This window comes from Deltaproteobacteria bacterium (genome assembly GCA_012522415.1).
Classification (GTDB): domain Bacteria; phylum Desulfobacterota; class Syntrophia; order Syntrophales; family JAAYKM01; genus JAAYKM01.
In genome coordinates this window covers 1-14,576 of sequence record JAAYKM010000136.1, presented here as the reverse complement: position 1 = coordinate 14,576, position 14,576 = coordinate 1, and the positions used below count along the sequence as shown (strand labels likewise).

At 52.8% G+C, this 14,576-nt stretch carries 9 protein-coding genes and 2 pseudogenes; 4 read left to right on the top strand and 7 right to left on the bottom strand.

The annotated features are described in order from the left end of the window. Nucleotides 1–252: 252 nt before the first annotated feature. The 3 genes from GX147_10155 (at nt 253) to GX147_10145 (ending at nt 2,206) form a co-directional block, all read left to right on the top strand. Complete coding sequence (locus tag GX147_10155) at nt 253–690, top strand: universal stress protein (protein ID NLN61033.1); 438 nt, start codon at nt 253–255, stop codon at nt 688–690. A 428-nt stretch (nt 691–1,118) separates the two neighbouring features. Continuing rightward, nucleotides 1,119–1,349 (top strand): peroxidase, encoded by a 231-nt coding sequence (locus GX147_10150; GenBank protein ID NLN61032.1) that lies wholly within the window; start codon nt 1,119–1,121, stop codon nt 1,347–1,349. 89 nt (nt 1,350–1,438) lie between these two features. After that, on the top strand, nt 1,439–2,206 hold the full coding sequence (locus GX147_10145) for a hypothetical protein (protein ID NLN61031.1): 768 nt from the start codon (nt 1,439–1,441) through the stop codon (nt 2,204–2,206). Between the two features lie 93 nt (nt 2,207–2,299). Here the strand turns inward: GX147_10145 and GX147_10140 are convergent, their stop codons facing one another. The 7 genes and pseudogenes from GX147_10140 to GX147_10110 all read right to left on the bottom strand — a co-directional run bounded on the left by GX147_10140 (nt 2,300) and on the right by GX147_10110 (nt 13,535). Further along, nucleotides 2,300–3,115 carry an undecaprenyl-diphosphate phosphatase gene (locus GX147_10140; GenBank protein ID NLN61030.1) on the bottom strand — a complete coding sequence of 272 codons (816 nt, stop codon included), beginning with the start codon at nt 3,113–3,115 and terminating at the stop codon, nt 2,300–2,302. A gap of 41 nt (nt 3,116–3,156) precedes the next feature. Continuing rightward, nucleotides 3,157–4,128 carry a lytic transglycosylase domain-containing protein gene (locus GX147_10135; protein ID NLN61029.1) on the bottom strand — a complete coding sequence of 324 codons (972 nt, stop codon included), beginning with the start codon at nt 4,126–4,128 and terminating at the stop codon, nt 3,157–3,159. A 206-nt stretch (nt 4,129–4,334) separates the two neighbouring features. Beyond that, entirely contained in the window at nt 4,335–6,686 is a 2,352-nt protein-coding gene (locus tag GX147_10130) for a DUF3141 domain-containing protein (GenBank protein ID NLN61028.1), read from the bottom strand. Nucleotides 6,687–7,022: 336 nt separating this feature from the next. Then, on the bottom strand, nt 7,023–8,429 hold the full coding sequence (locus GX147_10125; GenBank protein NLN61027.1) for an efflux transporter outer membrane subunit: 1,407 nt from the start codon (nt 8,427–8,429) through the stop codon (nt 7,023–7,025). A 4-nt stretch (nt 8,430–8,433) separates the two neighbouring features. Further along, nucleotides 8,434–11,601, bottom strand: a pseudogene (locus tag GX147_10120) (efflux RND transporter permease subunit). Nucleotides 11,602–11,611: 10 nt separating this feature from the next. Then, complete coding sequence (locus GX147_10115) at nt 11,612–12,811, bottom strand: efflux RND transporter periplasmic adaptor subunit (protein NLN61026.1); 1,200 nt, start codon at nt 12,809–12,811, stop codon at nt 11,612–11,614. A 145-nt stretch (nt 12,812–12,956) separates the two neighbouring features. Then, entirely contained in the window at nt 12,957–13,535 is a 579-nt protein-coding gene (locus GX147_10110; GenBank protein NLN61025.1) for a TetR/AcrR family transcriptional regulator, read from the bottom strand. Nucleotides 13,536–14,326: 791 nt separating this feature from the next. Between GX147_10110 and GX147_10105 the strand changes: the two are divergent. Then, a pseudogene (locus tag GX147_10105) lies at nt 14,327–14,576 on the top strand (transposase).

The following is a 14,576-nucleotide window of genomic DNA, read 5'->3' as shown; positions in this document are numbered from 1 at the left end:
GTATTGGCCGTTCTGGATGAATATGAAATTATCATAATAAATTTATGTATATATATAAATTATTCTTCAACAACAACTTCTCTTTCTTTTTCCCGATAAAATATTCCACCGTATGTAATTTATAAATAATTCTTATTATGTGCTAATTACCAGCAATAAACTGGTATCATACCAGTATTGATATGTACTGTCTTGTTTAATAAGATGTCTCTCCAAGAAGATCAGATTGTTCAAAATTATCCGGAGGCACACATGGAAAAAAAAAGTGAAAAGAAAGCCATAAAAATCATGGCGGCAATTGATGGTTCAGCGATGACGGATCTGGTGCTGGCTCATTGCGCCCGTTACGCAAAGATGTCCGATTGTGAATTATTATTGCTGTATGTTATCGAGGACATCGTTCCACTTTCCGGAATACCGGATACCCCTCTTTACAAAGAGAGAGAAGAAGAAGGGATGAAAATCCTGACGAGCGCCCAGAAAATTCTCAACGATCAAGGTGTGGATTGCAAAACCCTTTTGGTGGAGGGCCCGGTTGCCCAGCAAATCGTCAACGTTGCCGAGGACAGGGGAATCGATTACATTTTCATGGGAAGCCGTGGTTTAAGGGGAGTCAAGAGAATGTTGCTCGGTAGTGTCGCCGACGATGTTGTCAGGTATGCCCACTGCGCGGTGGCAATTATACGCTAAGGATACGAGAACAAAAACAGAGAGTGGACGAAAACGCTCCTGAAACAATCTTTCCTCAGCATCAGACCTGCCACCCCCCCCAGATAGAAAGGCGGGTCTGATGCTTCCCTCGCTGGTTCCCGGCACATCACACTGTTCACCCAGAAAAACGAATGCGGATCCCGGTGTCCGATGGCGGCGGTGTGGTTTTATACCCGGCCCCTTGCCGTTGCGTAAATCCATTCAAAGATGTGTCAAGGTTGCACCAGACGTTTTTAGTCTTATTGCCGCAACCTCAACAGAAGAGAGGCTCGCTCTTGATGTCTCATAATATTAAAGATAAAAAATAACCGGGGAGGAAATATTTGAGGGTAAAGGATTGTTGAATTCGGATGTTGGATCGTGTAGTCTGGTTATTCTATAAATGATCACAAAGGGAGGTTCAGATAATGACCGAGACATGGCTTACCACGCTGATCACCGACACACCTCAAGCGGGATTCGAACTCGCAATCACTCTAAGCAGGCGTGGCGTCAAGTACACACAGCCGGACCCGGATGTACTTAAAAAGCTTCGCCCCATATACTCAGAGGACGCGAATGCCCTTATGGCGGCATCCCAGATCGTCGCCATAAATTTCCAAACAATCGCTGCGGCCAATAATTATTGGCGCAAGTGAATTGTTTTTCATTCCCGGTGTTTCATTCGGCCTAATCATCGTGATCGGGCTGTCAGATATGCCTCTGCAATTTTTTTCCGGAGAAATCCATGTTTAGTTTATGCCATGTTGACCCGTCCGTGCAGGCCCTGTTCCCGCAGGGGCACCTCTTGTCTTTTTGGTTGGACAGTGATGTCGGCGTCCCCGTTTCACAAGACCATGACGGCAGGGAAGTGCGTCGTATTGAAGAGGGCGGACAGGTTTTCTTTTTGAAACGGAGCGGAAATGAATCCCTGCTGCCTCACCTGCGTATGCTTTTTTGGTTTTGCCGACCGCGATCAGACGCACTGCGCGAGGTTAAATTGCTTCAAGCCTTGCAATCCTCCGGCTTTGCCGCCATGGAACCCATGGCTTGGGGAGAGGAGTCCATAGGCTGGCTCAAAGTCCGCGGTTTTCTGCTTGTCAGGGACGTTTCCGGACAGGAAGTGGTGGACTTGTTCAACTCTTCATCCGAACGCGAACGATATACACTGGCGTTTGAAACAGGGAAACTGATCGGACGGCTGCATGCCGGAGGATTTTTTCATCCGGTGCGCTTGAAGGATCTCATTCTGACAGACAAGGGACTTGTTCTGATCGACCGGGAAACGTCCAAGCCCTGGAAGGCTTTGTTTTTAAAAAGTTATTGCCTCAACTCGTTGGCAAGATCCTACCGGCGCACCTGTCGTGACGGCCATCACATCGGCCATGATGAGGCGGACGCTTTTCTGGAGGGTTATGGACAGACTATTTCATCTCGCCTGCGAGTTGATCCGGAGCAATTAAGAGATTGGGTCTGCGAGGCTATCCGCAAAGAAACGGGACGTCGCAGTCTATGAAAAGGCATCCCTTCATCATTCTGTCTTTGTCCTCTCAGGTATGATTTGAGAAAAGATTGCTACATCCGTGGTTGTCTTCCCCGTAAAACCGGGTTAGGAAACGCCCACGTATCCCCAGCAGACGAGGAGAACAAGGCCGAAAACAATCCGGTACCACGCAAACACGTTAAACGCATGACTGGAAACAAAAGAGAGCAAGGCGCGAATAACAAAGAGAGAAACCACAAAAGAAACGACGAAGCCAAGCCCGAACAAAGGGATATCGCTTAAGGAAATCACCTCCCGATGACTGGCCAACTTGATCAAAGAGGCGCCCAGCATCGCTGGTATGGCCAAAAAAAAAGAAAATTCCGTGGCAGCCACCCGCGAAAGCCCCATCACCATCCCCCCCATAATCGTGGCTCCTGAACGTGAAATCCCTGGGAAAAGAATGGCCAGCACCTGAATAACCCCCACGCCAAACGCTTTTTTCATGGGAATGCGGTCGACGCTTTCAATATTGGGACGCCGGCACCATTTTTCCACCATGAGAATGGCCACACCGCCGACAATCAGGGCCAAAGACACGGGAACGGGCTTGAAGAAATGTCTCTCGATCCACGCCTCTGTAGGCAAGCCGATGACCGCAGCCGGGACAGTCGCGATGACAAGATTTACGATCAACAGACGGGCCTCGGCGTCTCGCGGCCAATTCATTGCCACGGAAAGAAATTTCTTCCTGTAGAGCCAGACAACGGCAAAAATCGCACCTAATTGAATAAAGATAATGAATGCGTTTTCCATGGCACCGGTAAACCCGAGCCAATGTTGGAAAAGAATCAAGTGACCCGTCGAAGATACGGGAATGAATTCCGTAGCCCCCTCGACAATGCCGAGAATCACCGCATTCAGCAATCCGGGAAAATCCATGCCGTTTTCTTCCCCTCAAAGAGATGGTCTTAAACTGCTCATCAATCGACCACCCAGTTTTTTTGGTAGACCTTGATTTTCTTGACATCGAACATCAGGTCTTCCTTGCAGGGAATACGCACGACATAGGATTTCCAATCCTTGTTTTCCAGTTTGTTACCTCGAATCCAGACGTTGAAATCCTTGAGCTGGGCATACGTGATACCGAAAGCCTTGGCAAATTCGGCCCAATTCTCCACCGGCCCGTTCACCGTCACCTCGGAATAACCGATACTCGGATACAGGTGCTCCCGCTTTATATAAAAACCGTATTTCCGGGGATTTTTGAGAATCTCTTTTATTGCCAGGATACGAAAAACATAACGACTGGTCTCACTAAAAACGAGCATATCAAAAAAGCTGCCAACCTGCTGTACCGACTGCTCGGTGCTGATGCGCCCCATACCGGCATTATAGGAGGCGGCAGCGGTCGCCCAGTCACCGAATCTATCGTAGGCATCTTTCAGATAACGGCAGGCCGCCATGGTGGATTTTTCAATGTGATAACGCTCATCAACGTCACTTGAAATTTCCAGTCCGTACTGCCTGCCCGTTTCGGGCATGAACTGCCAGATCCCCGCCGCTTTGGCCGATGAGAAAGCCCGGGTATTGAAATTGCTCTCCACCAAAGCCAGATATTTGAAATCCTCGGGAATACCGTTTTCTTTCAAAATCGCTTCAATAATCGGGAAATAGAGGTTCGCCCGCTTGATCGTTACAAGAGTCGAAGCGTGGGCATAGGTAAAAGCCATTTGTTCACGGTCATACCGTTCACGCATATCATAGCGGTTCAACGGGATAACCGTTCCCGCAAACACCATCTCCTCGGGGATATCCAAAGAAACGGCGGGGTATGGCTTCTTGGCCTCCTGACCAAGACAATCGGACGACAACAAAGGTATAGACAGGGACATCAATATGATCAAGATGACCACAACGAAACCCCGATCGGGCCGCGCTAAGAAAACGAGCATAATACCAGATGGCTCCCGGTGAAAAGTATTTCCTTTGAGGATGAGTTTTCTGAAACAGACACCGGATAACGTGTTTGTGAATGACGGGACTATAGGCGTAGGTACCGATGCCTGTCAATCGAATAATGGTTGAGGCCCGATAAGGCTTTCCCTCGCGTTGATTCACCTGTCAACGAAATGGACAGCAATACGGAAATTTCAACCGGCTAACCGATTTTTGCGGTTTTTGCGGGCCTTTTTTTCCGTCGGTCGCCAAACCGCTCATCCTGCAGGACCATGGCCAGACGGTTCATCATTTCCAGGGTGTCCGGCGTCATCTCCTCACGGGGACCCGCGATCGTTTCGCAGATGGCCAAGGCATCCTGACGCGCTTCCCGCGTGCGAATCAACTCCGGCAACGTTGCCATGGCCTCTTCAGGGGCAAAACCCACGATCAGACTCGCCCTGTGAATCATCCGCGTCAACTGCTTCGGCGGCATACTGACAAAAGGCTCTATTGTTCCCATCATCTGACTGGCCCGTTCCAGGCGATCCCGGCGTACCCGCTTCCCTGACCGGGCAAGGAAAATCAGCATACGCACGATTCCGTCTGCGAAACCTCCGGTACTGATGCGGTCCAGGGCATCCTGTACGCTAGCCAGGGTACTCAGTTCCTCCTGTGGCGCTTCGCTTATCGTGCGGCTTTGCCCTTTACCCAACGTCTGTATCGGCGGAAATGCCCAAAGTACATGGAAATTCCATTCGGTCAGGGCATTTTGCGTTTCCCGTACGCCATCCCACCACTGGCTGATCAGGCCGGCGTTGAATTGCTCCACCATCCGAAAGGGATTATTGTCGGACACGGCTTTCCTTTGCTTTTTCACTTCATCGGCCAGGAAAGAAACCGGGGGCATCATTGGGTTGCGGTCGCTTTCGAGCCAGCGCCGGAAGCGCATCGGACTGGCATTGGCCAATACCTGTGCGCTGACTTCGTTACTCATGGCTTGTACGATCGGCCGCATCATCAGGTCATACATTTCGACGGCCAGTTCGGAATAACGGGCAACGGCGGCGAAGGGCAGATTGGAGTCATCCCCGCCACATTGGTCCATCATCTCCGGTATCGTGCGGTCCATAAAGGCCACCTGGAATTTTTTATCGGCCCCCTCGCCGTGTTCCTCCGTGATAACCATCTCATACAGCCCCGGAGCCAGGGCCTCGATCGTCTTCAATGTCGACACGATCTGTTCGTGTTCTTTCACGGCAACAGATGAAGAAACAAAGATACCGAGATGACCGACCGTATCATGCAACGTGTAGAGGATACGCTGGCCACGGGCACGAATCTCCTCGACATCGGCGTAGAGATTGGGAATCCATGCCAGGGCCTGCTGCGGGGGCGTAATATGATCTCCGTGGGAGGCAAAGACAACAATCGGAGCCTGGATTTGCCGCAGATCCACATGGGTCCTTTCGTCGAGATTGGCGGCACCGCGCACGATCCTGTTACCGATAAAAAGTTTTTCAACGATCCAGCTGATTTCATCGGCGGTCATGTAGTAATAGTTCCCCCACCAGCGTTCAAAGCCGAGAAAACGCGGAACCTCCGTGTCGATGTTATGCCAGAGCCGATAGTATTTTTGCCACCAGGTTTCACCCGGATTCAGACATTCGAAATTCAACACCAGGCTGGAACCGTCAAAGAGGCCGTTTCCCAAATCCGACATCAGCCGGACCATGCCGGCTCCACCGACCAGGCCGCCGAGATAGCGTATCGGGTTCTTTCCTTTTTGGCCGGCCCAGTAGGACAGGGGCGCACCGTTTGCCACGACAGGTCCCGTAATGTCAGGGGCGGTTGCCGCCAGAACCATCGCCGCCCAACCACCCTGACAATTACCGATAATGACCGGCTTCGGTGAGTGGGGGTGTCTTCGCCGTATCTCGCGGACAAAATACGCCTCGGCGGCGGTAACGTCGGCAATCGTTTGACCGGGAACAGGCAGACGTGTGAAGGTAACGAAGTAGGTCGGATGTCCATGCTGAATCGCGACACCGACTTCGCTCTCATCTTTGAAACCGCCGATACCTGAACCATGCCCCGCACGCGGGTCGATTATGATATAGGGCCGTCCGTCTTCACGGACCTTGAAGCCCTTGGGCGGAATAATCCGCACCAGCGAATAGTTGACCGGGCGGGGCAACTCCCTGCCATCCACAATCACAACATGGTCCCAACTCAGTACGGTCTTTTCACTGCCTTCTTCATGTTCAACAAAATAATTGGCCCGCCGGCGCAAGGCATCGGTATAAAGCACACCTCGCTGGGCCGCGTCCACCCAGTAATCGTACCAGGGGCGAGCCAGGGCTGATTGCCCCAATGACGAGACGATTTTTCGCAGGGTTTCTGAATTTTCCCGGAAGTTGTTCAGTATCGCACCGGTGATATGCTGACTGTGGGTACGTATAATAAAATCCAGATCTCGAAGATAGGGAAGATAGTCATCCCCCCTTGGTGCCAGATCAGCATGGCGCGGGTATGACCGAGAGGCCCATTCCCCGGGTAAATTGAACAGTTTCATATAGCTCTGAAGACCGGACATAGCACACTCCTCGTTTCTCTCAAGATTTTCATGACATGATCAAACGTATTCCTCATCTGGTGAATACAGCATAAGTCCATGTACTGTCAATCATTCCCGGAGGGGCATATTGTTTTCTCATCTCAGCGAAAGCCTCTTGAAGTACGACTATGCTGACCGGCGCCGCTTTTTCGGGGCTCGTTCTGAAATATTTTGGCCAAACCGAAAAATATCGTTGTCTTCACCTCTACAGAAAGGGCCGCTGAAAAACTTAAATTCCGCATCAGAAGCAAAATCAGGCAACTATTGGGCATCAACCTTCAAATAAAGACCGGATTACTCATCCCCGCCTCCAAGCACCCCATACAACGTTACCAGATTGGAAACCCGAGCCAGGCGAAGATCAATCAGGACCTGCTGGGCGCTGTAGAGGGACCGCTGGGCGTCCAGAACGCTCAGATAATTGTCGATACCATGAATGTAGCGGGCATGGGAGAGGCGATAAGTCTCAGCGTTGGCTTCCACAAGGGATTGCTGGGCTGCCAGCTGTTCTTCCAGGGTTCCCCGTCGTGCCAGGGCATCAGCCACCTCTCGAAAGGCTGTCTGGATTGTTTTTTCGTACTGGGCCACGGAGATTTCCCGCTCTGCCTTTGTGACATCGTAGGCTGACCAGGTGCGGGCGTCAAAAATCGGGATAGCGATCTTCGGCGCAAAGCCCCAGGTAGCGGAACCGGCTTTGAAGAGTCCGGATAATTCAGCGCTGGCGGTTCCTATAGCGGTTGTCAGGGAAATACGAGGAAAAAAGGCCGCACGGGCAGCCCCGATGTTGGCGTTGGCCCCTTTGAGCCGGTGTTCCGCCGCCAGCACATCAGGCCGCTGAAGGAGAATGATGGAGGATATGCCTGGAGATATCTCCCTGGGAGGCGTGACACCGTTTAAGTCCGACGGCATCAATTCCGGCGGCAAGAGTGCTCCAACCAGGAGGTTCAGGGCGTTTACATCCTGCGCTGTCAGTTGTGTGTAGATGGCAACATTCCTTCTGGCCGTATCGACCTGACTTTGCGCCCGTCGAAGATCCAGTTCGGAGGAGAGCCCGACATCATAACGTTTCCTGATCAGGTCGTAGGAGGCCACCTGCGTCTCCAGCGTGGACCGGGAAAGCTGCAAATTCTCACTGTCGGCGGCAAGGGTGAACCAGGCATTGGCAACTGCGGACACAAGTAGGATCTGGGCGTTGCGGCGGGCCTGATCCGTAGACAGGTATTCCTCCAGGGCCCAATCTTTCAGGCTGCGGATCCGCCCAAAAAAATCAAGTTCCCAGGAGCTGACGCCAAGGTCAACGCTGTACCGTTCATTGATTGTAGAAGTGCCGGAGGAGGAAAGATCAGACGGGATCCGTTCCTTGCTTCCGCTTCCGACTGCCTGAATGACCGGCAGCAGTTCAGCCCGCTGAATGCCGTAAAGTGCCCTGGCCCTTTCGACGTTCAGGGCCGCAAGACGAAGATCGCGATTGCCGTCAAGAGCTGTTTCGATAACTTTTTGAAGGCGTTCATCGGTAATGAAATTACGCCACGGCAACTGCTCCGCCGTTGGTTCGGACAGAGCGGTCGCCTCCTGGTAAGCTGGGCCTGTCGGCCATTCTACAGGGACGGGGGAGACTGGACGTTTATACGCCGGAGCCATGGTGCATCCCCCAAGCAGGGCAACGATCAAGCCTATTAGTAGAATCCGTATCCTATTCATATCATCAATCCTCTGACGGATTATTTTCTTTTCTCTGGGCTGTCTTAGTCTTATCTTTACCAAACACCTTTTCGATCAGCACGTAGAAGAGCGGAGAAAAGATCACCACCAGGACGGTGGCGGTCACCATTCCCCCCAACACGCCCGTACCGATGGCATTCTGGGCGCCCGCGCCGGCACCGGTCGCCACAGCAAGAGGCAGGACACCGAAGCCGAAGGCCAGGGAAGTCATGATGATAGGCCGAAATCGTAATTTCGCTCCCTCCAGCGTGGCATCGATCAGCCCCATCCCTCTCTCCATGCCACCTTTGGCAAACTGGACGATCAGGATGGCGTTCTTCGAGGTCAGCCCCAGGGTCGTCAAAAGCCCGATCTGGAAATAGACGTCGTTGGGCAGCCCCCGCATGCTCGACGCGATAACACCGCCGATTATCCCGAGGGGAAAAACCAGCAGGATCGAGAAGGGAATGACCCAGCTTTCGTAGAGCGCCGCCAGGCACAGAAAGATCACGAAAATGGAAAAGGCATACAAAAGGGGCGCCTGAGAGCTCGACATCTTCTCCTGATAGGAAAGCCCCGTCCAGTCATAACCGACACCCTGTTTGAGTTTTCTGACAAACCCCTCCATCTCCTTCATGGCTTCACCGGAACTTCTGTGCGCAGCCGCTTCGCCAAGAATATTGATGGATGGGAAGCCGTTATAGCGCTCAAGGTTTGGGGAACCGGAAGTCCAGTGACCCGATGCAAAAGAGGCAAAGGGAACCATCGTCCCGGCATTATTGCGCACGTGGAGTCTTTCCAGATCGTTGGGCAACATGCGGTAGGGGGCGTCCGCCTGAATATACACTCTTTTCACCCGTCCCCCCTGAATGAAGTCATTGACATAGGCACTTCCGAATGCCGCCGAAATCGTGTTGTGAATCGACGCGATGGGAACACCCAAGGCACCGGCCTACTCCCAGTCCACGTCGATCCGGTATTCGGGCACATCTTCCAGGCCGTTGGGGCGAACCTTCGTCAATACGGGGCTCTGTGCGGCCATGCCGAGGAGCTGGTTCCGTACCGCCATGAGCTCGGCATGCCCCAGACCGCCCCGGTCCAGCAGTTGAAAATCGAACCCCTTTGCGGTCCCCAGTTCAATAACCGCGGGTGGCGCAAAGGCGAACACCATGGCGCCCCGGATCTGGGAAAATTTATCCATCGCCCGGCCGGCCACGGCTGTGACTTTGAGGTCCGGACGATCCCGGAGATCCCAGTCCCTCAGATCGACAAAGGCCAAACCGCAGTTCTGGCCACGACCGGAGAAGCTGATGCCGGATACCGCCATAACCGATTCGACCGCTTCTTTTTCTTCTTCCAGAAAATAGTTCCTGACCTGATCCATGACCTCTTGGGTCTGTTCCAGGCTCGAGTTGGCCGGAAGCATGGTCTGTATCATCAGAACCCCCTGGTCCTCATCCGGGAGATAGGCTGTGGGCATGCGAAAGAATAAAAAGCCCATCGCCGCAACGATGAGGATGAAAACGAGCAAGTAACGCAGCTTGTGAGCGATGGAATGGCCGACCAGCCGCATATAAAGATCCCTCGTACGAAAGAACATGCGATCAAACCACAAGAAGAAGGGGCGGAGGAAAAAAATCGCGTTCTCTGCCGGCTCATGCCCGGCTGCCACGGGTTTAAGAAGTGATGCGCAGAGTACCGGTGTAAGAATCAGAGCCACCAGCACGGAAAGAAGCATGGCGGCGATAATGGTGATCGAAAACTGCCGATAGATGACCCCGGTAGAACCACCGAAAAATGCCATGGGACCGAAAACCGCCGACAGCACCAGCCCGATGCCGATCAGGGCGCTGGTGATCTGGTCCATGGATTTACGGGTGGCCTCCTTGGGAGGAAGCCCTTCTTCACTGATGATCCGCTCGACGTTTTCCACAACGACAATGGCGTCATCCACAAGCAGGCCGATTGCCAGAACCATGGCAAACATGGTCAACATGTTGATGGAGAAGCCGAAGAACCCCAATACGGCAAACGTCCCCAGAATCACCACCGGCACCGCAATGGTCGGAATCAGAGTGGCCCGGATGTTTCCCAGGAAAAGCCACATGACCAGGAACACCAGCAGGATCGCTTCGAAAAGGGTTTTGAACACCTCGTTGATGGCAACCCGGATGAAGGGGGTGGTGTCGTAGGGATAAATGACGCGCATGCCGGCCGGAAAATAATGGCTCATTTCAGTCATCTTGGCCCTGACCGCTTCTGCCGTGTCCAGGGCATTGGCGCCGGCAGCCTGCCGGACAGCTAAGGCGGAGGCCGGTTTTCCGTTGTACAGGCCTTCTATATCGTAGGATTCGGTGCCAAGCTCAGTCCGCCCCACATCGCTCACCTTTACGATGGAACCGTCCGGATTGGTCCGCAGGGGAATGGCGGCAAACTCATCGGGAGTCTTGAGCATACTCTGGACGATGATGGACGCGTTTAGACGCTGGCCTTTCATCGCCGGTGTTCCGCCGAACTGTCCGGCGGACACCTCGACATTGTAGGCCCGAAGCGCGGTAACAACGTCCTGAATCGTCATGTGATAATTGGTCAATTTATCGGGATCCAGCCAGACGCGCATGGCGTACTGGGTACCGAAAACTTCCACTTCGCCTACTCCCGGCACCCTCGCTAACACCTTCTCCAGGTTGGATTGGGTGTAGTCGCGCAAATCGGTCCCATCCATACTCCCGTCTTCCGAAATCAGACCGATAATCATCAGATAATTCCGGGTGCTTTTGCTGACCTTAATGCCCTGACTTTGCACGACCTCGGGCAGGCTCGGCATGGCGAGCTGGAGCTTGTTCTGCACCTGGGCCCAGGCAAGGTCCGGGTCGGTCCCCGGGGCGAAGGTCAACTCGAGGCGGGAAGAGCCGGCCGAATCACTGGTTGCCGACAGGTACAGCATCTTGTCGAAGCCGGTCATCTTCTGTTCGATGATCTGGGTCACGCTGTTCTCGACGGTTTCCGCCGAGGCTCCCGGGTAGAAGGCACTGATGGCGATGGACGGCGGGGCGATAGGGGGATACTGGGATATGGGCAGATTATGGATCGCCAGCACGCCCACTGCCATGATGATGATGGCGATGACCCATGCGAAAACCGGACGATCCAGGAAGAATCTTGATAGCATGGGGCCTCCGTCAGTTCAATTTTGTAGCCGACGGAGCTGTATGCTTGTTTTGCCCGCCGTTGTTTTTTTCATTGGCGTAAAACGGAACCGCTTTCACCGAAACACCCGGCTTGACCTTTTGTATTCCCTCGAGGATGACCCGGTCGCCAGGTTCAAGTCCCGATGAAACAAGCCATTTGTCACCGACGGTCCGGTCCAGCTTCAGCGTCCTCTGCTGGACCTTCTCTTCGGCATCGATGATAAGCGACGTTGGGTTCCCTTTCGGGTCTCGACTGACGCCTTGCTGTGGAAGCAGGATCGCCTGCTCGTTGACCCCTTCTTCCAGGATGGCCCGCACGTACATCCCCGGCAGCAGAATGCGCTTGGGATTGGGGAATATGATGCGCAGGAGGTAGGCGCCGGTTGTCGGATCGACCGTAACATCCTGGAACTGCAAGGTCCCCTCCAGGGGATAAATCGTGTTGTCTTCCAGAATCAGACGGACCTTTGCCCGGTTGGTGCTGTCTCGTTTGAGGGTACCCTCTGCCATACTCTGCTGCATCCGCAACATACTTGCGCTTGACTGCGTGACGTCGATGTAGACGGGATCGATCTGCTGGATGGTGGCCAGCGCCACGGGTTGGCTTGCCGTTACCAAGGCGCCGACGGTCACTGATGATTTACCGATTCGCCCCGATATCGGTGCTTTGACCTGGGTATAGGCCAGGTTGATCCTGGCGGTTTCCACAGCGGCCTTTCCCGCCTCGATATCCGCCTCGGCCTGTTTGAGGGCGGCCATCGCGTCATCGTGGTCCTGTTGACTGATCGCCCGAAGGGCCACCAGTTCGTTGTACCGTTCGGCCCTGTAACGAACAGCCGTCACGTTGGCTTCCGCCTTGGCAAGGGCAGCCTTTGCACTGGCGTAAGCGGCCTGATAGGTCGCCGGGTCGATCTGGTAAAGCACATCGCCAGCCTTGACATCTGCCCCTTCTGTGAAGAGACGTTTTTGAATAATTCCCCCCACTTGCGGACGGACTTCCGCGACGAGATAAGCCGATGCGCGTCCCGGTAGTTCCGCCGTAATCGAAACCCTTTCGGTCTTTACCTCAACGATGGCCACCTCCGGCGGGGACTGCCCGGTTAAGGGGGACTGTTGCCCGCAGCCGAGCAGCAACAAGCCTTTAATCAACCCCAGAGCAATGATCCATCTTGTTATTCTACCCATCTGCATGAAACACCTCTATTGTGAAATTTGAATGGCAAGTCTAGATGCATATCAGCGCGTTGGAGATATAAGGCAACAAGCTCTATAATGATTATACGGATTGCACGCTTAGAATGAACATTCATTCCGTTTTCTTCCCTAAAAAAATCCCCTACCTTTTCACCCCGTCCCAGCAGGCCTCTACGGTTTTTTTTAACAGGGTATCGTTCAGAACGATGAACCCGAGAATATGGTCCCGCATCATGGCAATGATAGGCCCGAAAGCCAAAGCAAACAGCAGGGGAAGCGGCAAGTCTTTTAGTGTCTTCTGTTTGATCCCCTCCTCGAATAAACCCAAGAATATGTCATGGTCTTTCGATTTACCGAAAAGCCTTTCCCTGCGAAAACTGACCCCGTAGGGGGAGTTGTAGTACTGCTCAAGAAAACAGAAATGGATGGGATGGTCGATCAGATACTTGCAAAACCCTGTCGCCAGATACAAAAATCTTTCCCGAAGGGGCTTCCCTTTGGCGGTTCCGGCTTGCAGCAAAGAGGCAACAATCTTTTCTGTCAGTTCCTGGTTCACCGCGTTGATGAGGTTTTCCTTGCTTTTAAAATATCGATATATGGTTCCAGCCCCTACATCCGCTCTCTCACCGATCATGGCCATGGAGGTGCCATGAAAGCCATGTTCAGCAATGAGTTCCAAAGTCGCTTGCATGATATCATCGCGTTTGTCCGGTGTTTTCATGACGGATTCCATTTCAATACGACAGGGAATGAACGTTCATTCACGGGTTACAGGCCATATCTCAGAAAAAAAGGAATGTCAATTAGAAAATCAGCAAATCTGTCCTGTAACGGCTATTATGTCGATATTTCTTGAGACAGCACCCGACCATCCTCGGCGAGATCTCCGTCCTTCCCAAAACTGTGGGAAATTCTCCGGGTTCATCCAGACAACCCCGCTTTTGCCCCTTCGGCACCGGCAAAAACCCTTCAAACGGGACCCATTATCACGAAAATCATCCCCTTTTTCACGAAAATTGACCCGCCCCGGGTATCCCTGATCACACGATCGGAAAGAGCCAAAACTTTTTGGCTCACATTTCGTCCGTTTCATCTGACGGGGGTGCGAGGGCTGATCGTGCATCAACAGCATTCTCGTAACTCGTAATTAAAGAAATTGATAAATAATCCGATACTCCAAATGTAACCGCCTGCTGAACCCATCACGCCACTTGCGTCCAGATGGGATATGGGGGCGGTATTCTATGGGAGATAAGATGTTCTTTGAAAAAAGGGGAACTCATCATGACCGCTATAGGCGCCGGCATGGACGTAGACGCGATACCCGAAATATGCAAATTGATTGGTCTCCCTTTTTGACTTGCAGGGAGATGGGCGTGTCGTGGGTGAACAGGACATCCCCTTCCCCAATCATGGCTGCCTGAAGGTATGCCAAAAGTTTTATCCTGGAGGACATTTTATTCCGTTGTTCCGGGTACATTTAACATTGATGGCGACAACCGGTCTATGTTCCACCCTTACGAGATCTTTCTGGAACTCTGTGATATCGAGCATCGCCGAACCAAGGTGGCCCGCCCCAGGACCAATGGTTTTGTGGAGCGCTTCAACCGGACCGTTCTCGATGAGTTCTTCCGTGAGACCTTCCGGAACACCTTCTACACCTCCGTGGAGGAACTACAGGAGAATCTGGACAGATGGCTCCATCACTACAATTACGAAAGGCCTCACCGGGGCTATCGCAACATGGGCAGACGACCCATTG

Coding starts and splice junctions, on each gene's coding strand:
- GX147_10110 (NLN61025.1), bottom strand. CDS start 13,535: ATGAAAACACCGGACAAACGCGATGATATCATGCAAGCGACTTTGGAA.
- GX147_10155 (NLN61033.1), top strand. CDS start 253: ATGGAAAAAAAAAGTGAAAAGAAAGCCATAAAAATCATGGCGGCAATT.
- GX147_10150 (NLN61032.1), top strand. CDS start 1,119: ATGACCGAGACATGGCTTACCACGCTGATCACCGACACACCTCAAGCG.
- GX147_10140 (NLN61030.1), bottom strand. CDS start 3,115: ATGGATTTTCCCGGATTGCTGAATGCGGTGATTCTCGGCATTGTCGAG.
- GX147_10125 (NLN61027.1), bottom strand. CDS start 8,429: ATGAATAGGATACGGATTCTACTAATAGGCTTGATCGTTGCCCTGCTT.
- GX147_10130 (NLN61028.1), bottom strand. CDS start 6,686: ATGAAACTGTTCAATTTACCCGGGGAATGGGCCTCTCGGTCATACCCG.
- GX147_10135 (NLN61029.1), bottom strand. CDS start 4,128: ATGCTCGTTTTCTTAGCGCGGCCCGATCGGGGTTTCGTTGTGGTCATC.
- GX147_10145 (NLN61031.1), top strand. CDS start 1,439: ATGTTTAGTTTATGCCATGTTGACCCGTCCGTGCAGGCCCTGTTCCCG.
- GX147_10115 (NLN61026.1), bottom strand. CDS start 12,811: ATGCAGATGGGTAGAATAACAAGATGGATCATTGCTCTGGGGTTGATT.